The organism is Fulvivirga sp. (assembly GCF_040218215.1).
GTDB lineage: Bacteria > Bacteroidota > Bacteroidia > Cytophagales > Cyclobacteriaceae > Fulvivirga.
Genome location: NZ_JAVJQL010000014.1, coordinates 1 through 19218, shown reverse-complemented (window position 1 = coordinate 19218; position 19218 = coordinate 1). Strand labels below are relative to the sequence as shown.

The window sequence follows — 19218 nt, the reverse complement described above, 5'->3', positions numbered from 1 at the left end:
AAAAGAAAATGTATGTCGAATATATCGAGCATGTGCTCGAAGAAGCTGACAGAGCTATTGAGGTAAGGGATTATCATATGGCTGAGAGACTATTAAAAGGCGCATTATATGATGAGCCTGGTTATGCTAAAGTGCATAACCACTTGGGATGGTTGTACCAGTATTACATTGTAAATCATAAGCAGGCCGAATTGCACTTTAAATTTGCTATCAGGTTTGACCCTAAATTTGATGCACCTTATATCCACTTGTCCAATATGTATATTGACAATAGAAGATATACCGATTTAAGAGAGATGATGGAGGGAGCATTGAAAGTGGATGGAGTAAATAAAAGCTTCATTTATGAAAATTATGGTAAAACCCATGAAGCCTCTGGCGAGTTTTCAAAAGCTATCAAATACTACAAAATGGCTATATATGAGACCATTGATAGTTATGATGCGGATGAAATAAAGTCAAGTATTAAAAGATGTAAATACAAAAGATTAAAAAGATTATTCTAATGGCAACGATAAAACTAACAGGAAAGGAATTGCGCGCCATTGGTTATCCGGAGGGTAGAATAATTGCCACAGTGATGAATGTGATGGAGGAGGAGTATAAGGGCAAAAGCAAGAAGTTTAAACTTGAGCTTTTGTCTAGAGTATTAGCTTCTCCTGCACTTTACGTAAAACACGAGCAATTAGGGCCAATTGCCAAAGGGTTGATAATTAAGAAGGAGCCAGGCAAATCCATTGAATTGAACAAACATAGGAAGGAATACAATGTCTACGGGTTAGAAGGCATTGAGCCTGGAGCTATCAATCAAATGGAAATAGCCATGAAACTCCCGATTACCAATTCAGGTGCGTTGATGCCAGATGCGCATCAAGGTTATGGATTGCCTATCGGTGGCGTTTTGGCTACTAATAATGCCGTAATACCTTATGGTGTAGGTGTGGATATTGGTTGTAGAATGTGCCTGTCCATTTTTGATGTGTCAGCTGGTTATGTTCATAATCATGTTGATTCATTGCTAAAGATGCTTTTAGACCATAGCAAGTTTGGTAATGAGGTTTTTAAAAGACCGAAAGACCATGAAGTGCTTGGTAGAAAGGAGTTTGATGAGATTAACATATTGAAATCCTTGAAAGATAGGGCATATAGTCAAATAGGAACCTCTGGAGGTGGAAATCACTTTGTAGAGTTCGGAGTTGTGGAAGTTTTGAATGATGACTTGGGTATTCCGAAAGGAAAATATCTTTCACTACTAACACACTCTGGATCCAGAGGCCTTGGGGCTAATGTAGCCAGACACTATACCAAACTGGCGATGGATAAATGCATTTTGCCATCACAGGCTAAGCATTTGGCTTGGTTGGATCTGGATACTGAAGATGGTCAGGAGTATTGGTTGGCGATGTCGCTGGCCGGTGACTATGCCTCGGCATGTCATCACCAAATCCATGAGCGAATTGCTCAGGCTTTTGGTGAGCAGCACCTTATGAGAGTTGAAAACCATCACAATTTTGCCTGGAAAGAGCAAAATGCGGATGGCTATGAGATTATCGTTCATAGAAAAGGTGCTACACCGGCCGCTGATGGGGTGCTGGGCATTATTCCAGGTTCCATGACTTCTCCGGGGTTCATTGTGAAAGGTAAAGGGAATGCAGATGCTATAAATTCAGCTTCACATGGAGCAGGTAGGGTGATGTCAAGAACAAAGGCTAAGCAAACCTTATCCAAACGTGAGGTGCAAAAGCATCTGAAAACTGCCGGTATCCATCTGATTGGATCCGGTATTGATGAAGCGCCAATGGTATACAAGGATATACATAAGGTGATGGAGTATCAGACTGATCTAGTAGATGTTCTTGGACAATTCATACCTAAAGTGGTGCGAATGTGCGGTGATAACCGATTTATGGAAGTAGATTAAAAAAGCCCGAACAGCGGGCTTTTTTTTAATTAAGAGGTTATGTTCTCAGTTTCCAGCTTCTTCATGACTCTGTTCAGAAAGGTACTTTCTAACAAAGACAAAAGTACCAAATGGCACGACAGAAGATAATAGCGCGAAAGTAGTTTTGCCGGCTTTCCATTTGTATTTAAACTTCATAAACACAATGGTAAGAATATAACCGATGAACAAAACTCCATGAAGCATGCCAACAACTCTATTTGGTACTCCCATTTCGAGTCCGTATTTGAGTGGCATAGTGATAAAAAGGATCAGTAAAAATGAGATACCTTCGGCATGCGCCAATAGTTTGAATCTTCTATGATCGTTATCCATATTTTATTTATGACTTTAATTTGAAGCTTTAAGAAAAACGGGTTTTCGTTTTGCCCCTCGATATTTGTCTGTTCGGAAATAGTAAGAGTACTCTTCGTGCTTTTCTCCTTACAAAGATCGGAATTGAGTCCAATGAACTCTAATTTAATAGACTTCTTTTCTTTTTCTCACCTGGATGTTTTTTATCCAATAGATATGGCTATATACTCATCAATCAGCTCTTCCAATATGTCCAAAGGCACGGCTCCATTTTTGAGCACCACGTTATGAAATTCTTTCAGATCAAATTTGTCTCCTAATTCAGTTTTAGCTTTTTCACGTAATTCCAATATTTTCATCATCCCTATTTTGTAAGCACACGCCTGACCTGGCATAACAATATAGCGCTCTATTTCAGTAGTTACTTCTGTCGTGGTCATCCCCGTATTCGCCACCATGTAATCTATGGCCTCTTCCCGTGTCCATTTTTTATAGTGAATACCTGTGTCAACCACCAGTCGTACCGCTCTGAACATTTCACCCTGCAACCTTCCCAAATTTCCGAACGGGTCATTTTCATAGAAGCCTAACTCCCAGGCAAGTTGCTCTGAATAGAGCGCCCATCCCTCTACAAAAGCGGTGAATAAGCCAAACGTCCTGAAAATTGGCACGTTTTCCAGCTCACCCTGAATGGCGATTTGAAAGTGATGCCCCGGTATGCCTTCGTGATATGCCAGTGTCTTCATTCCAAATTTTACAGTTTCAGTTACATCTCTCAGGTTGGCATAAAATATTCCTCCACGCGACTTGTCCATTGGTGGTTGTTCATAGTAAGCTCCCGGGGAGCCTTCCTCTTTAAATTCGGGAATTCTTTTTACTTCTAAAGGTGCTTTGGGCCTTACATCAAAAGCCTCATCCAGGTTATTACTAATGTCATCTAAAATCTCATTATATCTGGCTATCACCTCTTTTCGGCCTTCATCATTATTTTGAAAGAGAAAGCGATCTTCTTTGTTTAATGCTTGTATTATTTCGCCTACGGTTTTGGTGGTGTCCCCATAACCTTGGCTATTAAGAATATCCCACATCTCTTTTTTGATGCGCGCTACCTCTGAAAGGCCAATCTGGTGAACTTGTTCTGGCGTATAATTGGTTGTCGTATTTTGTTCTAATTGATATTGATAATAGGCATCACCATTGGGGAATTTCCAAACACCGGCTTTATTACTGGATTTGGTATCTAATTCTTCAAAATAGGAGATAAGTTTACCATAAGCATTAAACACAGTAGTCCTTATTTCATCTCTAACCTGAGTTTTATATTCCTCCTTTTGACTGTCCGATAAACCCTCTATTTTGTCAATCTTTGTTTCAAAATTTGAAAAGAGGATATTTCGCTCAATAGGATCATCGTTGGTGATTTCTATTTCAATTTCATCACTTACGGCCTGTCCTGTAAAACCACGCATTTCATTTAGCACCTTATCGATTACAAACTTTGGAGGAATAATGCCCTTTTCTTCTCTAATCTTAAGGTTATCTATTACCTGATCAAACTTGGTATCAAACTGAGATAGCCTGGCAATATATGCTTCTACATCACTCTCATCATTTAATTTATGGGAACTCTCCATCATGCTTGGCAGGTTGCTTTGTACACCAAACATTTGGTTAACCGGATAGTCATAATAGAAATAAGGTTCTCCCTCAACCTGCTTGCCAAGAAACCAGCTCAGTATTTTTGTATTAAGCTGATTTTCAGATGACTGACTGTCAAAGTCATAACTCAAAAGGGTGGCGTAGTTTTCTTTTAGCCTCTTAAATTCTTTTTGATTCTTGTCGTCAGATACATCCGTAAGCTCATCTTTGTACATGTCTGAGAGTACGGGAATGCCAATCTGTGTAATTGTTTCTGGGTCGTTAATGACAAACTCAAGGAAGATTTTATCGTAAAAATGCCTGACATTGAAGGGTTTAAACCAAATGAGGTTAACAACCCAAACAATACCAATGAATAATAAAGCCAGGATTGATCGTCCTAACCAGAATTTCCAAATACGTTTCCTATTTGCTTTTTCAAATGTCATAGTGGTTGTTTTATAGGTTTAATTTGGATGCATTTATTTAAAGGTAAGGCTATATTATACTGTTGGCAGGCACATTTTAAATTTTAACTGAAAAGATTATAGCTGATTAAAAGCTTTTCATGATCATGCCATTTAATCCATCCTTTCCCCACAGGTTCAAAAGCATTGTCTATCAATATTACTTCCATCCAGTCCTGTTTTATCCTAACGGGTCGCATGAAACTAAAACCAGTTGAGACCGTCCCTGCGTAGTCAAAAGGCCTGGCAAAAACCTTTTGGTCGTTGATAAATTCAACGCTGTGTATACTGTTAAAAAAGTCGGGCCAATATAACAATTGTCCTGCTCTTCTGTCCACATAAGCGGTCTGCTGGTTAGTTGTGTTCACTATTACCTCTAGAAAGTCCTGCGTTATGCCAATCACTTTAAAGTACATAACATCATAGTCCAATTTAAGATGGTGAGGCTGTAGCCAGGGTGGTGCCGTGGCAATATCAAATTGGCCGTATTCTGTTCGAGTAAATGTTATACTGTCATATGGTGTATGCTCAATAATTGATTTCGCTAAATTGGGATTGCCATAAAAAAACAAGGGCTGCTCTAAAGACAACGAAGGAGAAAACATGCCAAGTCCCATGTCAGAAGCATTTTGTTGTAACAAAGGCAGAGCGGGCTTAGAAATGACAGAGGAGTATAAAATGACTGATTGGTGACTATGTTCAGAAGCAGTGTTATTGGCACGGTCTGATATGCGGTAAGAAATTATCCCAAGGGCTAATACTAATATCAGAACCATAATTTTGTTAAGGATAATGATATTTCTGCGGCTAATATTATAGGCAATGAAGGGTGCAATAAATAAAGAAACCAATCCAAAAATTATTCCATACTCCAACACTATGGCTCCACCTGCTAAACCCTGATTAGCCCCGGCATCAATAGCTCCGGCATAGAACATGCCCAATAAAAGGGCGTTGATGGTTACCAGAAAGTAAAACAATATAGCAGCTGGTTTAAAAAGTGCGCTCATATTTTAAGGTCAATTTTTTAATAAGTTAAAAATATATTCCAATAGTTGCGCAGAAGTTGATTCCTAATTAAGTGTTGATTGAAATCAAAGTTGTAACAATAATGCTTTTTCTGTAATGTTTTCTTACATGGGTAGTCTATATGTTATGTATGCATACTATGTATAGATCATCTCTGGTTAAGTTTGCAGGTCTATTTTTTGGTATTTTATGTCTAATTGCCCGGTTGTCTCATTGCATCATAATGCTGATGCAGATGTTTATCGTAATGCTAAAAACATTATTATTGGTATTGCAGGTGTCGCCTTACTGCACTTACTAATAGCTATTGTATTTATTGCACTTCAATATACTTTGATTGAAACAGTATTAACTTTTGCCACATCGATATACTCCTTGATCAGTATTTTCATGATTAGGTATTTTAAGTCTTTAGAAGATTATATAAATGCTGTAATATCGGGGTTTTACATATTTGTTTTTGCCTTTGTAATTATTAATGGAGGTTTACTTTCTGATGACATATTTTGGCTTGCAATTTTGCTAATGGTAAATATCCTTTTTACAAAAAAGCAACATACCATATTTTGGGCTTTTATTGTATTAGGGTTTGTCCTTACTATTTCTTACCTGACAGCAAATGGATTTGCATTCGACCCACCAAGATATGATCAAACCTACAGAGCCTTAAACTTGGCAGTATTTTTCTCACTCTTATTAATTGTCCTCTTAATCTTTACTTCAATACAAAAAAAAGGATTGAAGTGTCAAAAGAAGCATGAAGAGAAAAATGAATTGATTGATATTATCACTCACGACTTAAAATCCCCAACGAATAGAATTTTGGGGTTACTTGAAGTGCTGGATAGGTCAAATCTAAGAGAAGAACAATTAGAAATAATTGAACTGATAAAGAAGACTAATGACTCTTCTAGTGGTATTATTAATTCAATCCTTGGTCCATCTAAGTATGGAGAAAATAAAAGTGAGACGTATGATTTAGGGCATATACTAAAGGATATTACTCAATCTTATCGTGTTAATGCAGATAATAAGGCTATTAACCTGACATTGAACATATCAGATAACCATTTATTGTCAGTAGATAGATTTCAGTTAATAAGGATATTGGATAACCTCATTACCAATGCCATTAAATTTTCTCAAAAAGGTGGAGAAGTGAAAATAAGCACATATCAAACGGTCAGCGAGGTTAAAGTACTTATCACTGACTCGGGGCCTGGTTTCTCAGAAAAGGACAGAAATATTTTATTTGAAAAAGGTGTTAAACTATCAGCTAAACCTACTGGAAATGAGTCGTCACATAGTTTGGGCTTATACATTGTTAAGAAACTATCAATGGAAATAGGAGTGAAGGTTGAGTTGATAGAATCTTCTACTATGGGTTCTACTTTTGAAGTAGCCATTCCTATTGAAGTACTACAGGATTAATTGGGTGCTTTTACCTGGGCTTCATATTCATAAAGTTTGACAGTATCGCCTACTCGCATCTTTTTCCTTACCCTTGTCTCTATTTCGTTATTAACCATCACATTTCCTTCCTGAATTAGTGCTTTGGCCTCGCCACCACTTGCTACCCAGTTTAAGGTTTTGAGGAGGTTGTTCAGTTCAATATAATCCTCGTCTTTTTTAAGTTTGAATATTTCCATAGATATTAAAGTGTTTCAATCCTCTCTTTCAAAATAGATTTTGTAGTATTTCCTGCCATTCTCATCTACACCTTTTTCAATTTTATCTCTATCCCCATGAATATAAACATGGAAGTTTTTGTCAAGTTTCAGTACACTTTTAAATGACCGTGACATTTTCTTCACAGCAACTTCAGAAATAGGGAAGCTTTCAGGGACATTCATCTCCATCATATGGTTGTCTGTAAATGTTCTAAATGACTGCTTCAATCCTTCATCATGCATTACAGTGTCCAGAAACTCATTCTTGTCATAGGTTTCAGTATTTTTAAGATAGTCTATGGAGCGGTTTAGCAGGTCTATCTGGTCTGGCTTACTGATTTCAAACTCCTCACTAACTGTATTTTTGATAAACTCCCTGGTCACTTTCATTACCTCAGTGGTCTGGTAAAATTCATTGGAGATAAGCTCCAATTGCAGGAAATCATCTATCCAGAACTTAGAATCGCTTCTAAGGCTGTTTTTGTCAAAGACTATCACTTCATACTCATCATAATTCACTCTGATGATCAAGGCCCCTTTATCAAGGCCGTTGAGCTCATAGCCAGAATCATGGGTGAGAGAGTAGTTTTTGAAGTTCTTCTCAATTTTAAGGAACGGCACATCAGTTTCTGACTTAAAGATACCCAGTGCTTTGCATTTCATGCCTGAATAGGCAATGTCTGAGAATGACACCACATTAAGTGCACCTTCATTGATTTTAGGGTGCTCAGAATGGGAGTAGAGCAATTTGGCAATGTCTTGCGATGCTTCTAGAAAAGCTTCACTATTATCAAAAACCTTTCGTGTGATGTTAAGTATTTCATTTAACTCAATGTCTGTAGGGTGAGCAAAACGGTACTTTTCGTCTGTTTTAAGTACTTCTAAGAAGTATTTCAGATAATACTCTTCAGACGCTTCACTTATATCACTAAGTTCTTCAGAGAGTGTGTAACCCTCATCTCTCATTTTATTACCTACATGGTGTGTGATGATACTATTTATCTTGCTGTCGGAAATAATCATGTTTAGTATGCTGTATTAACCTGCAAATTTGATATATTAAATGAAAATGTGGTAAACATTATTAAAATGTAAACGTTTGTTTTCCGGTGGATAAGCAACTTAAGTTTTTAATGGACAATGGCACATACGTTGGTAAGCGTATGTATTTTACCCAAAAGAGGCTATTGTTTGTCCTAAAAGGTCAGTTTGTGGAGCTGATGTATGAACCTAATAAGGAAGAGGCGTCAGATGTTAAAATCAGACCTTTCGAGTACGTTGTCAAGCACTATGCAGACCAAATCACACTTCCTGGTGACTGATTTGGTAACTGTTCATTAAAAAAGAACTAAAATTAGGATAGCTACAACCTAGAAAAAAAGTTTAAATAAACACTCTAACAGATTGGTGTTACAGAATACCAGTGAAGGTTTAGAGTTGTATACTTAGCATTCCATTTGCAAGATTTTGCCTATCAAACCTCCATTGTCTTCCATTTACCTCTTTTGAACATCCAGAGCGTAAACAATCCAACTGAGGTTTCGGAGAAGAATACCGCCCAAAATACACCAGAGTGCGCCCAATTTAGCTCTATGGCCAGCAGGTAGGCCAGTGGAATTTGAATCAGCCAGAAAAATACCAGGTTAATTTTAGTAGGTGTGCCCGTATCACCCGATCCGTTGAAAGCTTGAACAGAGACCATCCACCAACCATAAACAAAATAGGAATAGGAGAGGATTTGCAGCCATTCTGCCCCAATGGATATAACGTCTTTGTCTGAGGTGAAGATTTGCATAAGTTGTTCATTGAAGATCAAATACACCACCGAAACTCCAACCAGGAAAATCATATTATAAAAACCTATCTTCCAGACCGATGATTCGGCACGTTCAGGGTTTCCTGCTCCTAGGTTTTGCCCTACTAATGTGGCTGCGGCATTAGACAAACCCCAGGCGGGCATTAATGTAAATAGCATGATCCGCATGGCAATGGTAGCACCTGCCACTGCCTCACTTCCTACATTGGCCAGTATTCGCATCAGAAATATCCACGAGGTCATGGCTACGATCATTTGACCAACCCCACCAAGTGAAGTGTGGACAATATTAAGCATGGCCTTGCCATTCCAATATAAGTCAGATAATAGTACTTTAATGTGCTTGCCGCCTTTAGCCAGTGCCCAAAGTTGAATACCCACTGCGATTCCTCTTCCTATAGTAGTGGCAATAGCCGCACCTTCAATTCCCATTGCCGGGATGGGTCCCCAGCCGAAGATCAATAGCGGGTCTAGCAGTATGTTGATACCATTGGCAATCCAAAGCACACGCATGGCAATAGCCGCATCACCGGCTCCTCTAAATATTGCGTTAATTACAAAAAGAAGAATGATGATACCATTACCTCCAAGCATCCATTGTGTATAACCATAGCCCTGATTGATGCTCCATTCATCAGCACCCATTAGTGTCAGAAGTTCTTGAGAAAAGAAAATGCCTGCAATAGCAAAAGGTAAGGAAATCAAAATCGATAAAAAGATGGCCTGCACAGCGGACTTGCTGGCATCGTCTTTATTTTTCTCTCCGATCCTGCGGGCAATGATAGCCGTGACAGCCATAGACAAACCCATGGCCAGTGAATACAATAGGAAAAGATAGGTCTCAGTAAGGCCTACAGTAGCCACTGCTGATGCTCCCAGCTTCCCCACAAAATAAATATCTACCACCGCAAATGTAGACTCCATGACCAGCTCCAGAATCATTGGCACGGCTAAAAGAAAAATAGCCTTTTTTAAATCAATCTGCGTGTAGTCTGCATCCGTGCCGCGGATGGCATCATTGAGTGCCTTCCAAAGTGATCGTTTTGGAGGAGCAGCGTTGAAAGCTTCATTTTGAGTTTCCATATCTCAAAGGTGGCGATTTTTTTAATTTAAATACGGTGTATAAACGGCTCAGGTAGGGGTGATTTGCGACAATGGATATGCGATATTGCCATGGTTTCTTCTCAATATCATTAACTAATTCAGTGGATTTGCAGTTGGGACGCTCGATTTTGGCTTTATTGATTTGCAGATAATGGGCATTCGTGAAGCACCGTTTATGGCAATGCTATAAACTCACCAGATAGAGGGCCTGTGAAGTAGCCTTTAAAGTCCCATTTCAGTACTTTGGCTATCCTCCTACCGCTTATCAGGCCTTGGGCCACGCAGATGAATAATCAATCCATTTAAGAAGTTGCGTAATATCTGATCTCCTGCTTCTTGATAATTAGCATGGTCCTCACTTCTAAACATATCACCTAATGCTCCTTTTGTTATCTCAAAATCTACCAGTTTTAGAATGGCAATAATATCATCATCACGAAGCTTATGGGCTACTCTTAATTTTTTGAGTATGTCATTGTTGGATAGCATTGATTTTCTATTGGTGAGTAGATGAATTTAATTGATGCTAAATTAACACTGTTTAGATGTAAATAGGGATTTCTAGAAGAAAATGGTGTTTTCTTGTTCTTAATGCTATTAATGAAAGGCCTTTTTTTCTATGCAGAAATAGGGAATGCCCTTAAACAAAAAAAGTGATCATATAATGATCACTTCTTATCTCTTTATAAATCGAGTTGACTTAGTGTATTACTGATACCTTAACCGCATTAAGTCCTTTTTGACCTTGTTCGGTTTCGTAAGATACTTTATCGTTTTCTCTGATATCATCAATCAAACCACTATTGTGGACGAAAATATCAGCACTTGAATCACTAGGGGTTATAAATCCATACCCTTTTTCTGTATTGAAAAACTTAACTGTTCCTTCTTTCATTATATTATATTTTGTACTGTTATTAAATTAGACTTAGTCTATGCGCTCTACATTGGTCGCATTAAGGCCTTTTTTGCCTTGTTCTGTATTAAAAGATACTTTGTCATTCTCCATTATTTCATGGATCAGACCACTATGGTGCACGAAAATGTCTGCACTTGAATCATTAGGGGTAATAAATCCGAATCCCTTTTCTGTGTTGAAAAACTTTACTGTTCCTTCTTGCATTGTTATTAATTAATTGTTTTACTTATTTGTTTCGTTTATTGGCTGAAATTCCATTCTTCCAAGCACATAAAGCATTTTAAAATGTTTAATAATTGCTGATAAGAAATTGCCATTATTATGATAAGGAAGTCCAAATTCCTTTGATGTCTGTTCCACAATAGGTGCTATTTTTTTATAGTGCACGTGACTGATTTGCGGAAATAAATGATGTTCTATTTGATTGGTAAGCCCACCTACAAGCCAGGATAACACCTTGCTCTTGGGTGAAAAATTACATGTAGTTGCTAATTGATGGATTAAACGCTCATCCTCCATGCTACCATGTTCATTGGGTAATGGAAAGGCAGCATCCTCTACAACGTGAGCAGATTGAAAAACCAATGATATAATCAACCCTGTTACGAAGTGCATCGCTAAAAATGCAAGAATGACTATTCCTGGTGTAAAACCTGACATTACCAAGGGCAATACCAGGGCATAAGAATAATAGAGTAGTTTCCATGCTGCTATTTTAACCAAGCCTAACCTGTAAGTCTTTTTTTCTTTAATCAAACCCATCTTATAGTACCTTGTAAGCCTTACAAAATCCTTGCTCGTGACCCAGGAAAGGGTAGTTAACCCATAAAAAAACCAAGCATATAGATGTTGAAATTTATGAAGTCCGTTTTGCTTAGCATGAGGAGAAAAACGCAGAAAAAACGGGGCGTTGATATCGTCATCATGCTCCTGAATATTGGTGAAGCTATGGTGAAGCACGTTATGTTGTAACCTCCATACTTCATTGTTTGCTCCAATAAGGTTAATCGTATAACCCATTATTTTATTAATAAATGGGCTTTTAGAGTAGGAACCATGGATTGCATCGTGCATTATTCCCATACCAATGCCTGCCATACCAAGTCCACTAAGGACAAACAGACCAAACAATAGAGGAGTACTGGAAATAGATGCGAAAATGATAATTGCCAGAGGAGTAAAAAATAGCATTAACATGAAGATGGTTTTAAAAACCATTTTATTATTGCCGTACCTACTTATTTTGTTGCTTTTGAAATATTCTGAAACACGAAACTTGAGTGTAGAAGAAAAATCAGAGTCTACTGATTTGGGAAATGTTAATTTTTTAATAAAAATAGAATTATGTAAAACTTATTTCAATAAAGGAGGGAACTGATGCGGAAATAAGTTTTCGAAGCTAATTGCCGGAAACGTTGGGAAGAAATTCTTTGAGGAAATACTACTTAAACGGATACTCTCATTGCAAACGCAATGCATTCACTAAATTATTGCATCCTAACTTATAAGGATATTGTAAAGGTACTCAATTAAACGGCCATAAAAAACTTATAATGTTTATTTAAGCCAGAGCTTGTGTAGCCTGAAAACAAAATTAGTAGAACAACACACGCATAACTTAACTGTTATTGCCACCCTTTACGGAAATGCTGTAGCTTTTGGCAACGCCTTAACCTCACCGGATAGGGTGCCTTTAAAGTAGCCACCTGAGTTCCACTTTAAAACCTCTCCATTTTCCCCTCTTTTGATGCTCGTATCCACACCAAGAATCTTGTTGTTAAATCTTGTAATAACACTATCATAAGAACAGTGCCCAACAATGGCATGGTTGGCATCATAGTAGTTTAATACCGAGTCTATAGACTGTTCTGTGAACTTATCATCATAAAAATAGCCTCTGTACCAGATAGGGCCATTGCTTCTATAAAGCAGCTCCAGAAATTCATCTCTAAGTATTGATGCTCTATTCTGACCAAGGATTTGATCAGCAAAGGTTTTGTTAATTTTCTCAATGGACACATCGTTATTCACCAGCGTAGGGGACAGCCCACCATGGGCGAATATCATGTCATTGATTTTAATAGCTACTGGCTTAGACCTTAACCACTGCCCGAGTACTGTGTTATCAGCATACAATTGGTCATATGTGGTGCTGGTTAAGGTTTCAGTGGTTTTATACTTGTCATGGATATACCTCAGGTCGTTATTAAGTACCATTACCTCATGGTTGCCCAGTACTAAATGAACCTTGCCACCAGCCTTTTCCGCTTGCTTTTGCAACCCAAATACATGCCATAGCACTTCCGTAACCTTATCGCCACGGTCAAATATATCACCTACAATCACCATATGACCAGTACCATAACTCCAGTTCATATCATTATCGATAATGCCATTGGCCTTGAGCAGCTGAATGTACAAGTCGTATTGCCCATGGATATCGCTAAAGGCTACCAGGCTGTCAATACCCTCATATTCCTGAACGTAGTCAATTTGGGAGGAGAAGTCTTGTGTTAACGCATCGAAACCGAATTTAAAGTTGAATTTGGACTGTAGTTTTGGGTAATTATCAGCTGTTATTATCTCCTGAAATAATGTGCTGTCTTCAACCCATTTGCCTACAATGCCTTCTTCGGTTTTAAATAGATAGGGACCGTCATTGGTGTTTTGAATTTCATCACCGTTGGCCAACGAAAAGGTGAAAAGGTTGAAGATTATTAATGAGATTGAAAGCATGTTGTTTTGTGTTTAGAATTCTTTAAAGTTGTTAATAAGTATTGTAATATCTAATCAGACGTAGGTTACCAAGACTGTGTTTGCTTCTCATATCTCGAAGCTTGTACCTCATAACTCACGGCTTTTTTGTTCATTGTTATTACCCTCAGATTTGGCCAATTCTTTCGAAATATCCTTTAATACAACTCCAATCTTATCGCCAGTAATGCGCAGTTGTGCGAGTACTTTTTCATTTTCATTGGAATCAAAACGTTCATCCTGGATCAAATTTAGCAAGCCCATAAGTGAAACGTATGGAGCTCTTATATTATGGGCCAGATCATGTTGGTAACTGCGGATCTGATTGAGGGACTCTTCGAGCTCTTTAGTTCGTTCTGCTACAAGTGTTTCAAGATTATTATTGAAGTCTATGATTTCGCGATTCTTCTCTTCCAGCAGCTTGTGCTGGTCAAGTATCTTATCTCTTTGGGCTTCGACTTCCTCTTTTTGCTTGGCAATGATCTTGGCAGCTTCTATTTTATCTTTATTTCCTCGATAAATAACTATTGATAAAATAACTATCAGCGCCAACACTCCGTATAGCAGGAAACGTTGGGTTTGTTCTGATTTGAGTTGTTCCGCTTGCTCAGCTATTTTTATATCTTGTATTTCTTGTTGGGCGGCAAAAGCAATACTATCTGCTGCAGCTTGTTTTTCATACCTGTATTGGAGGCCTTGTCTTGTTATCTCCCTCTTGTTTAATTCTATTTCAAGACTATCTCTTGATTGAATATGTAGTTCATGAAATTGTAGTGCCTTTTGATAATCTCCCATTGCCTTATGGCATTCGTACAAAATTTCAGCAGCCGTGCTGGCACCATCCTTATTTTCATTCTTTTTTGATTTATCCAGGGCTTGGTGTGCGTAATTAATGGCCTTTTTATAACTCCCTTCCTCAAAGTAGTGGATGCCAATATTATTAAGTCCATCAATCGTTCCACCTTCATCACCGATCTTTATCAGAGTAGCTAAGGCTTCTTCATAATACTTTAATGCCTTCTCTTTTTCATTACGCTCAGAATAGATATTCGCTATATTATTGAAAGCATAGGCCAGCTCTCTGGTCATGCCTAGCTTTGCTGTAATATTAATCGTTTTAATAAAATAGTCTAGCGCTAATTCAGGCTCGATATCTGTGTATATGGTGCCGAGGTTATTATAAGCGGCCACCAACTTTTTTTCAATTTCTGTGTCATTACTGGTCTCCTGCATCTTTAGGGCAAGTTCCATTGACTTGGTGTAATGCTCAATGGCTTCATCAATCAAGCCCTGATCATCTTTGATCATCCCAATATTAAGTAGGCTTGTGGCTATGCCCAAAGTGTCATTGATCTCCTCTTTTATCTTTAAACTTTGATAGAAGTATGCAGAAGCTTTTGCGTAGTTCTCGATCATATAAAACGAAGTACCTTGGGTATTTAAGGCTATTGCCATTTCCTTCTTAAATCCCCGCTCTTTGGCGAAATCATAGTGCAGCTGTGCATAGTAATAGGCACTGTCTGGATCAGAAAATATATAGCCTTCCCATGCCAGCTTATTAATGGCCTTTAGGCGCAGACTATCTGAAAGGTCAGTGTTTTCCCAAACACTCCTTAAACTGTCAGTATTTTCTTGAGCAGGTAAAGCTTGCCAGATTGATAAAAAGATAAGAAGTAAGGCCCCTCGCATTTACAAGTTTAAAAACTTAGTTGACAATAATGCAACTATAATAATTATTTATGGGAGAGTAGCTTATCCTTTTACCGTTGGCGTGAGATTGGGTTTATGAGTTAGAGATAGTTGGAGACTTCAGCTTCTTAACCTTTAAATGGATTGTTTTACCTCTTGAACTCATTCGTTAAATTAGGGTTTTAACATGGTAAAACGAAGGTTTTTTTGTAGTTTACAACTATGTCATTAAATAAACTTTCCAGAGTAATAAAAGCTGCTTCTGATGCTGCATTTACTCCAGAATCATTTGATAAAGGTGATGGTTTTGAAGAATATACTCGGAAATACATTTTTCCAAAACCAGATTATACAATAGTGCATAAGTCTCATAATTACGCTTCTAATAAGGAAGATTTTATTGAATCAAGTCTATGGCCAGACTATTGGTTCAGATGTAATAAAACCAAACAAGAATTCTTTGTTGAATGTAAATGGAGATCATGGTTTGAAGGGCAAGAAAAACTTCAATGGTGTAAGGACCTTAACCAATTACAAAGGTATAAAGGGTACGAAATAGATAGGCCAGTCTATGTTTTATTAGGTATTAATGGTAAACCATCAAGACCAGAATATTTAAGCCTTTTTCCAATATCAAGTGCAGAGTATATCGGGCTATATGAGTCATTTTTAGAGAAGTATGATATTGGCTTGCTAACTGCCATTAAATCTCAGTTTTTATTTGAACTGCAATAGCCTTAATTCTAACTAACTATAACAAATGGCTGGTACCCCAAACTTTCCTGGTGATATTAAAAGAGTTATAAAATATTGTAAGGAAGATCATAATATCGCTAGAAATTGTACCACGCTTAGATTAGGCTCATTTGAAGATTATAGAAATATTGAGGCACAAAAACTTAGAGATGAAAAGGAAGGTAGGGCAAGTTTTAATATTGAATATATGCAACGAGGTAATTCCGAATTCAGAAATGTGCATATTTTGAATCATACTTTTCCGAATGCCTTCATTTTTTGCACAACAATGCGCAAACTTACTCCAGATAGTTTTAATGATGACTATAATGATTATTATTTTATTAACCAACCAATAAGATTTTTCAATATACTTAATTCTCTATTGAATGATCAATTTGATCAAGTAAGAGACCTTGATCGTGACTCTTATCGTATACTAAGAAAAGGAGGTGAGTGCATGCCTAAATCTATGGTGGGTAAGGTGAATTATAACAGTAAGACTATAAGAATAGTAAAAAAGGCACCCAATGAAACTGATGCTATGTGGCTAAGTTATTTTAGTAAACCTAAACATTTCTTTAATGATTATGAATATAGATTTGTATCCACAATGATTATTAATAGACCAGAAATTAACGCCTATGATACGATTAGTACCTCAAAATCTAAAATACTAGATTTAAGTGATAAGCTAGATGAAATCAAACAAATAGTAAGTTTGCCCGAGTAAGAGGCAGAAATGACTTTAACTTATAATAAAATTTATTATTCAGAATAGAATAAACCAAGCCAACTATTCCTAATTGTTCAACTCATCTCTTCCTCTAAAGTTGTCAAAAAAACTATCTGATTACTTACGCTTAAATGGATTATTAAAATTCTCAATTATGAACACTAAGGAAAAAGGAGATCAACTTGAAAATGCTATTGAGAGGCTCGAGAAGACAATATTAGGTAAATATATAGGTGCAGAAAGACCGGAAATATCAATTGAAAGAAATAAGATATTTGTGGTTGATGATGTTGAATATAGACCTGATTTAGTAATTACATTATATCCAAATACGGATTATGAGAGTGTAATTATTTTCGAGTGTAAGAATTGGAAAGATCTAAAAGTAAAGCGTGAAAAAATAAGCGACTTTGCGTCTACAGTTGATGCTATTAAGGCTACCAAGGGTTACTTTATTGCTAATAATTTCAATGAGGGAGCTATCAATAAAGCTAAGACATATGAGAGAGTTGAATTGTTGAAATCAAATGATGACATTATAAAAATTTATGAAAATCAGATAAGTTTTAAATTTCTACCTAAATTTTTAAACGAAGTAAAGTGTAAAATATCTTTAGTTGCTGAGAATAATCAAGAGGTTATTATTCCTTTAAATACATTGTTAGAAACGGATGATGGAGAAAAAGTTAATTTACATGAAATTTTACTTAAGAATGATGAGTATAGAAATGAACTACTCCAAAAGTGTCGAGAATATTATGGTGAGAATAATGGATGTGTAGGAACTATAGATCTTAATGGATATCATCAAGAGATTGACCTTACTGATAACTCAAGTGGGAGCCCAATTTATTTAACATACAATAAAAATTATAGAACCAATTCATTCAAAATTTATTTATTGGGTAGTATTTATGTTTATGATATTCGGTTGGTTGCTAGATTTGACATTGAGAAAAAAGGAAGGTATACAAAGTATGAGATGTTAAATAGTGATGGAGTTTGGCAGACAATTACGCAAACTGAAGTTAAGCCTCTAAATGAAAAAAAAGGCCTTAATAGAGTTATTGAGACTGTAAATTAAACTCTGTCTAAGAAGATTTTAACAATTAACTTAGATAGACAATGACACAAGAAGAGATTGACCAATTACAGAGCAAAGCACTTGCTCAGTTCAAGTCAGGCAAATCCCTATTCGGTAAGGATGGTGCTTTTGCCCCGATGTTGAAACAATTTTTGGAAGCCGCCCTTGAATCAGAGATGGAAGGGCATTTAGACCCAGAAGAGCGATTACAAGGCAACAAACGCAATGGCAAGGGAAGCAAAACGATCAAAAGCTCCACAGGAACCTTTGAGATTGAGACACCTCAAGACCGTCATAGCAGCTTCGAACCGCAGATAATTAAGAAACGGGAGACGATCCTTGCAGACAACTTAGAAGATAAAATCATAGGACTTTATGGTTTAGGGATGAGTTTACGGGATATCAGCTCGCACATCAAAGAAATGTATGATACTGACATTTCACATACTGTATTGAGCCAGATAACGGATCGTATTATCCCAGAGGTCAAGGCATGGCAGAATAGGCCGTTAGAACCTGTTTATTGCATTGTATGGCTAGATGCCATGCACTACAAAGTCCGCTGTGAAGGAAGGGTCGAACACAAAGCATTATACAATATCTTAGGTATCACTGCTACAGGAAGAAAAGAGGTTTTGGGCATGTACATTTCCGAAAGCGAAGGAGCTAACTTCTGGCTTCAGGTGCTCTCTGATCTCCATAACCGTGGATTGAAAGACATCCTGATAGCCTGTACAGATAACCTTAAAGGCTTTAGTGAAGCGATACAGAGTATTTACACCAAAGTCGAAGTACAGAGTTGTATAGTACATCAAATCCGCAATTCTCTCAAGTATGTGGCCAGTAAGGATCAAAAAGAGTTCATGAGAGACCTTAAGGAAGTTTACAGGGCTGATACCAAAGAATTGGCTGAAATGGAACTGGAAAACCTGGCAGGTAAATGGGAAGGTAAATACCCCATTGTTATCCAATCCTGGCAGAACAATTGGGGCAAACTAACCACCTATTTCCAGTACACTGCACCAATTAGAAAGTTGATTTATACCACCAATGCAGTAGAAGGCTATCATCGTCAAGTCCGCAAAGTCACTAAAACCAAAGGTGCCTTTACCTCAGACATGGCATTGCTAAAACTTGTTTACCTGGCCACAAAAAACATAGAAAAGAAATGGACAGCACCACTACACAACTGGGGTTTGACAGTACAACAATTAGCCATTAAATTTGGAGAACGATTGCCGCTCGATTTGATCAGCTAGCCCTTTGGTGGGGCGCTGATCATTGAGCTAGGACATCACCAGACAGAGTTTAGATTACACTACC

General features: G+C 37.4%; 20 protein-coding genes. 8 read left to right on the top strand and 12 right to left on the bottom strand.

Annotation, left to right across the window (positions count from 1 at the left end; translation table 11 throughout):
- Nucleotides 1-8 precede the first annotated feature (8 nt).
- Together RIB54_RS08760 and RIB54_RS08755 are read left to right on the top strand one after the other, a co-directional pair.
- Complete coding sequence (locus tag RIB54_RS08760) at nucleotides 9-506, top strand: tetratricopeptide repeat protein (protein WP_350100542.1); 498 nt, start codon at nucleotides 9-11, stop codon at nucleotides 504-506.
- Entirely contained in the window at nucleotides 506-1921 is a 1416-nt protein-coding gene (locus RIB54_RS08755) for an RtcB family protein (RefSeq protein ID WP_350100541.1), read from the top strand. The genes RIB54_RS08760 and RIB54_RS08755 overlap by 1 nt, the downstream gene beginning before the upstream one ends.
- A 45-nt stretch (nucleotides 1922-1966) precedes the next feature.
- On the opposite strand, the gene RIB54_RS08750 is transcribed toward RIB54_RS08755, so the two are convergent.
- The 3 genes from RIB54_RS08750 to RIB54_RS08740 all read right to left on the bottom strand — a co-directional run bounded on the left by RIB54_RS08750 (nucleotide 1967) and on the right by RIB54_RS08740 (nucleotide 5369).
- The gene (locus RIB54_RS08750) at nucleotides 1967-2275 is read right to left on the bottom strand and encodes a DUF3817 domain-containing protein (RefSeq protein ID WP_350065405.1); all 309 of its coding nucleotides are present in this window, start codon (nucleotides 2273-2275) and stop codon (nucleotides 1967-1969) included.
- Nucleotides 2276-2457: 182 nt separating this feature from the next.
- Entirely contained in the window at nucleotides 2458-4341 is a 1884-nt protein-coding gene (locus tag RIB54_RS08745; RefSeq protein ID WP_350100539.1) for a DUF885 domain-containing protein, read from the bottom strand.
- Nucleotides 4342-4424: 83 nt separating this feature from the next.
- Complete coding sequence (locus RIB54_RS08740; RefSeq protein ID WP_350065407.1) at nucleotides 4425-5369, bottom strand: hypothetical protein; 945 nt, start codon at nucleotides 5367-5369, stop codon at nucleotides 4425-4427.
- A gap of 208 nt (nucleotides 5370-5577) precedes the next feature.
- Between RIB54_RS08740 and RIB54_RS08735 the strand changes: the two genes are divergently transcribed.
- Nucleotides 5578-6819, top strand: a complete 1242-nt coding sequence (locus RIB54_RS08735) for a sensor histidine kinase (RefSeq protein ID WP_350100537.1) — start codon at nucleotides 5578-5580, stop codon at nucleotides 6817-6819.
- On the opposite strand, the gene RIB54_RS08730 is transcribed toward RIB54_RS08735, so the two are convergent.
- Both RIB54_RS08730 and RIB54_RS08725 read right to left on the bottom strand, forming a co-directional pair.
- Nucleotides 6816-7037 (bottom strand): RNA-binding S4 domain-containing protein, encoded by a 222-nt coding sequence (locus RIB54_RS08730; protein WP_350065409.1) that lies wholly within the window; start codon nucleotides 7035-7037, stop codon nucleotides 6816-6818. The two genes, RIB54_RS08735 and RIB54_RS08730, sit on opposite strands and share 4 nt — an antisense overlap.
- Before the next feature lie 15 nt (nucleotides 7038-7052).
- Entirely contained in the window at nucleotides 7053-8081 is a 1029-nt protein-coding gene (locus RIB54_RS08725) for a nucleoid-associated protein (RefSeq protein ID WP_350065410.1), read from the bottom strand.
- Nucleotides 8082-8167: 86 nt separating this feature from the next.
- Here RIB54_RS08725 and RIB54_RS08720 point away from each other — a divergent pair, with 86 nt between their 5' ends.
- Nucleotides 8168-8380: a hypothetical protein gene (locus RIB54_RS08720; RefSeq protein ID WP_350065412.1), complete on the top strand. Its 213-nt coding sequence runs from the start codon at nucleotides 8168-8170 to the stop codon at nucleotides 8378-8380.
- A gap of 152 nt (nucleotides 8381-8532) precedes the next feature.
- Here RIB54_RS08720 and RIB54_RS08715 read toward each other — a convergent pair whose 3' ends face one another.
- From RIB54_RS08715 to RIB54_RS08685, 7 genes are all read right to left on the bottom strand, one after another.
- Nucleotides 8533-9957, bottom strand: a complete 1425-nt coding sequence (locus tag RIB54_RS08715) for an MATE family efflux transporter (RefSeq protein WP_350100536.1) — start codon at nucleotides 9955-9957, stop codon at nucleotides 8533-8535.
- Between the two features lie 276 nt (nucleotides 9958-10233).
- On the bottom strand, nucleotides 10234-10467 hold the full coding sequence (locus RIB54_RS08710) for a DUF1456 family protein (protein ID WP_350100535.1): 234 nt from the start codon (nucleotides 10465-10467) through the stop codon (nucleotides 10234-10236).
- Between the two features lie 211 nt (nucleotides 10468-10678).
- Complete coding sequence (locus RIB54_RS08705; protein ID WP_350065417.1) at nucleotides 10679-10873, bottom strand: cold-shock protein; 195 nt, start codon at nucleotides 10871-10873, stop codon at nucleotides 10679-10681.
- A gap of 33 nt (nucleotides 10874-10906) precedes the next feature.
- Entirely contained in the window at nucleotides 10907-11101 is a 195-nt protein-coding gene (locus tag RIB54_RS08700) for a cold-shock protein (protein ID WP_350100534.1), read from the bottom strand.
- 18 nt (nucleotides 11102-11119) lie between these two features.
- Nucleotides 11120-12094 carry a fatty acid desaturase family protein gene (locus RIB54_RS08695; protein ID WP_350100533.1) on the bottom strand — a complete coding sequence of 325 codons (975 nt, stop codon included), beginning with the start codon at nucleotides 12092-12094 and terminating at the stop codon, nucleotides 11120-11122.
- A 441-nt stretch (nucleotides 12095-12535) separates the two neighbouring features.
- Nucleotides 12536-13633 (bottom strand): metallophosphoesterase, encoded by a 1098-nt coding sequence (locus RIB54_RS08690; protein WP_350100532.1) that lies wholly within the window; start codon nucleotides 13631-13633, stop codon nucleotides 12536-12538.
- A gap of 108 nt (nucleotides 13634-13741) precedes the next feature.
- Entirely contained in the window at nucleotides 13742-15340 is a 1599-nt protein-coding gene (locus tag RIB54_RS08685) for a tetratricopeptide repeat protein (protein WP_350100531.1), read from the bottom strand.
- A 222-nt stretch (nucleotides 15341-15562) separates the two neighbouring features.
- Between RIB54_RS08685 and RIB54_RS08680 the strand changes: the two genes are divergently transcribed.
- From RIB54_RS08680 to RIB54_RS08665, 4 genes are all read left to right on the top strand, one after another.
- Nucleotides 15563-16075 (top strand): hypothetical protein, encoded by a 513-nt coding sequence (locus RIB54_RS08680; RefSeq protein WP_350100529.1) that lies wholly within the window; start codon nucleotides 15563-15565, stop codon nucleotides 16073-16075.
- Nucleotides 16076-16100: 25 nt separating this feature from the next.
- Nucleotides 16101-16808: a hypothetical protein gene (locus RIB54_RS08675; RefSeq protein ID WP_350100528.1), complete on the top strand. Its 708-nt coding sequence runs from the start codon at nucleotides 16101-16103 to the stop codon at nucleotides 16806-16808.
- A 157-nt stretch (nucleotides 16809-16965) separates the two neighbouring features.
- A complete protein-coding gene (locus RIB54_RS08670; RefSeq protein ID WP_350100527.1) occupies nucleotides 16966-17895 on the top strand; it encodes a restriction endonuclease in 930 nt (309 codons plus the stop codon).
- Nucleotides 17896-17936: 41 nt separating this feature from the next.
- The gene (locus tag RIB54_RS08665) at nucleotides 17937-19154 is read left to right on the top strand and encodes an IS256 family transposase (protein ID WP_350100526.1); all 1218 of its coding nucleotides are present in this window, start codon (nucleotides 17937-17939) and stop codon (nucleotides 19152-19154) included.
- Nucleotides 19155-19218: the final 64 nt, after the last annotated feature.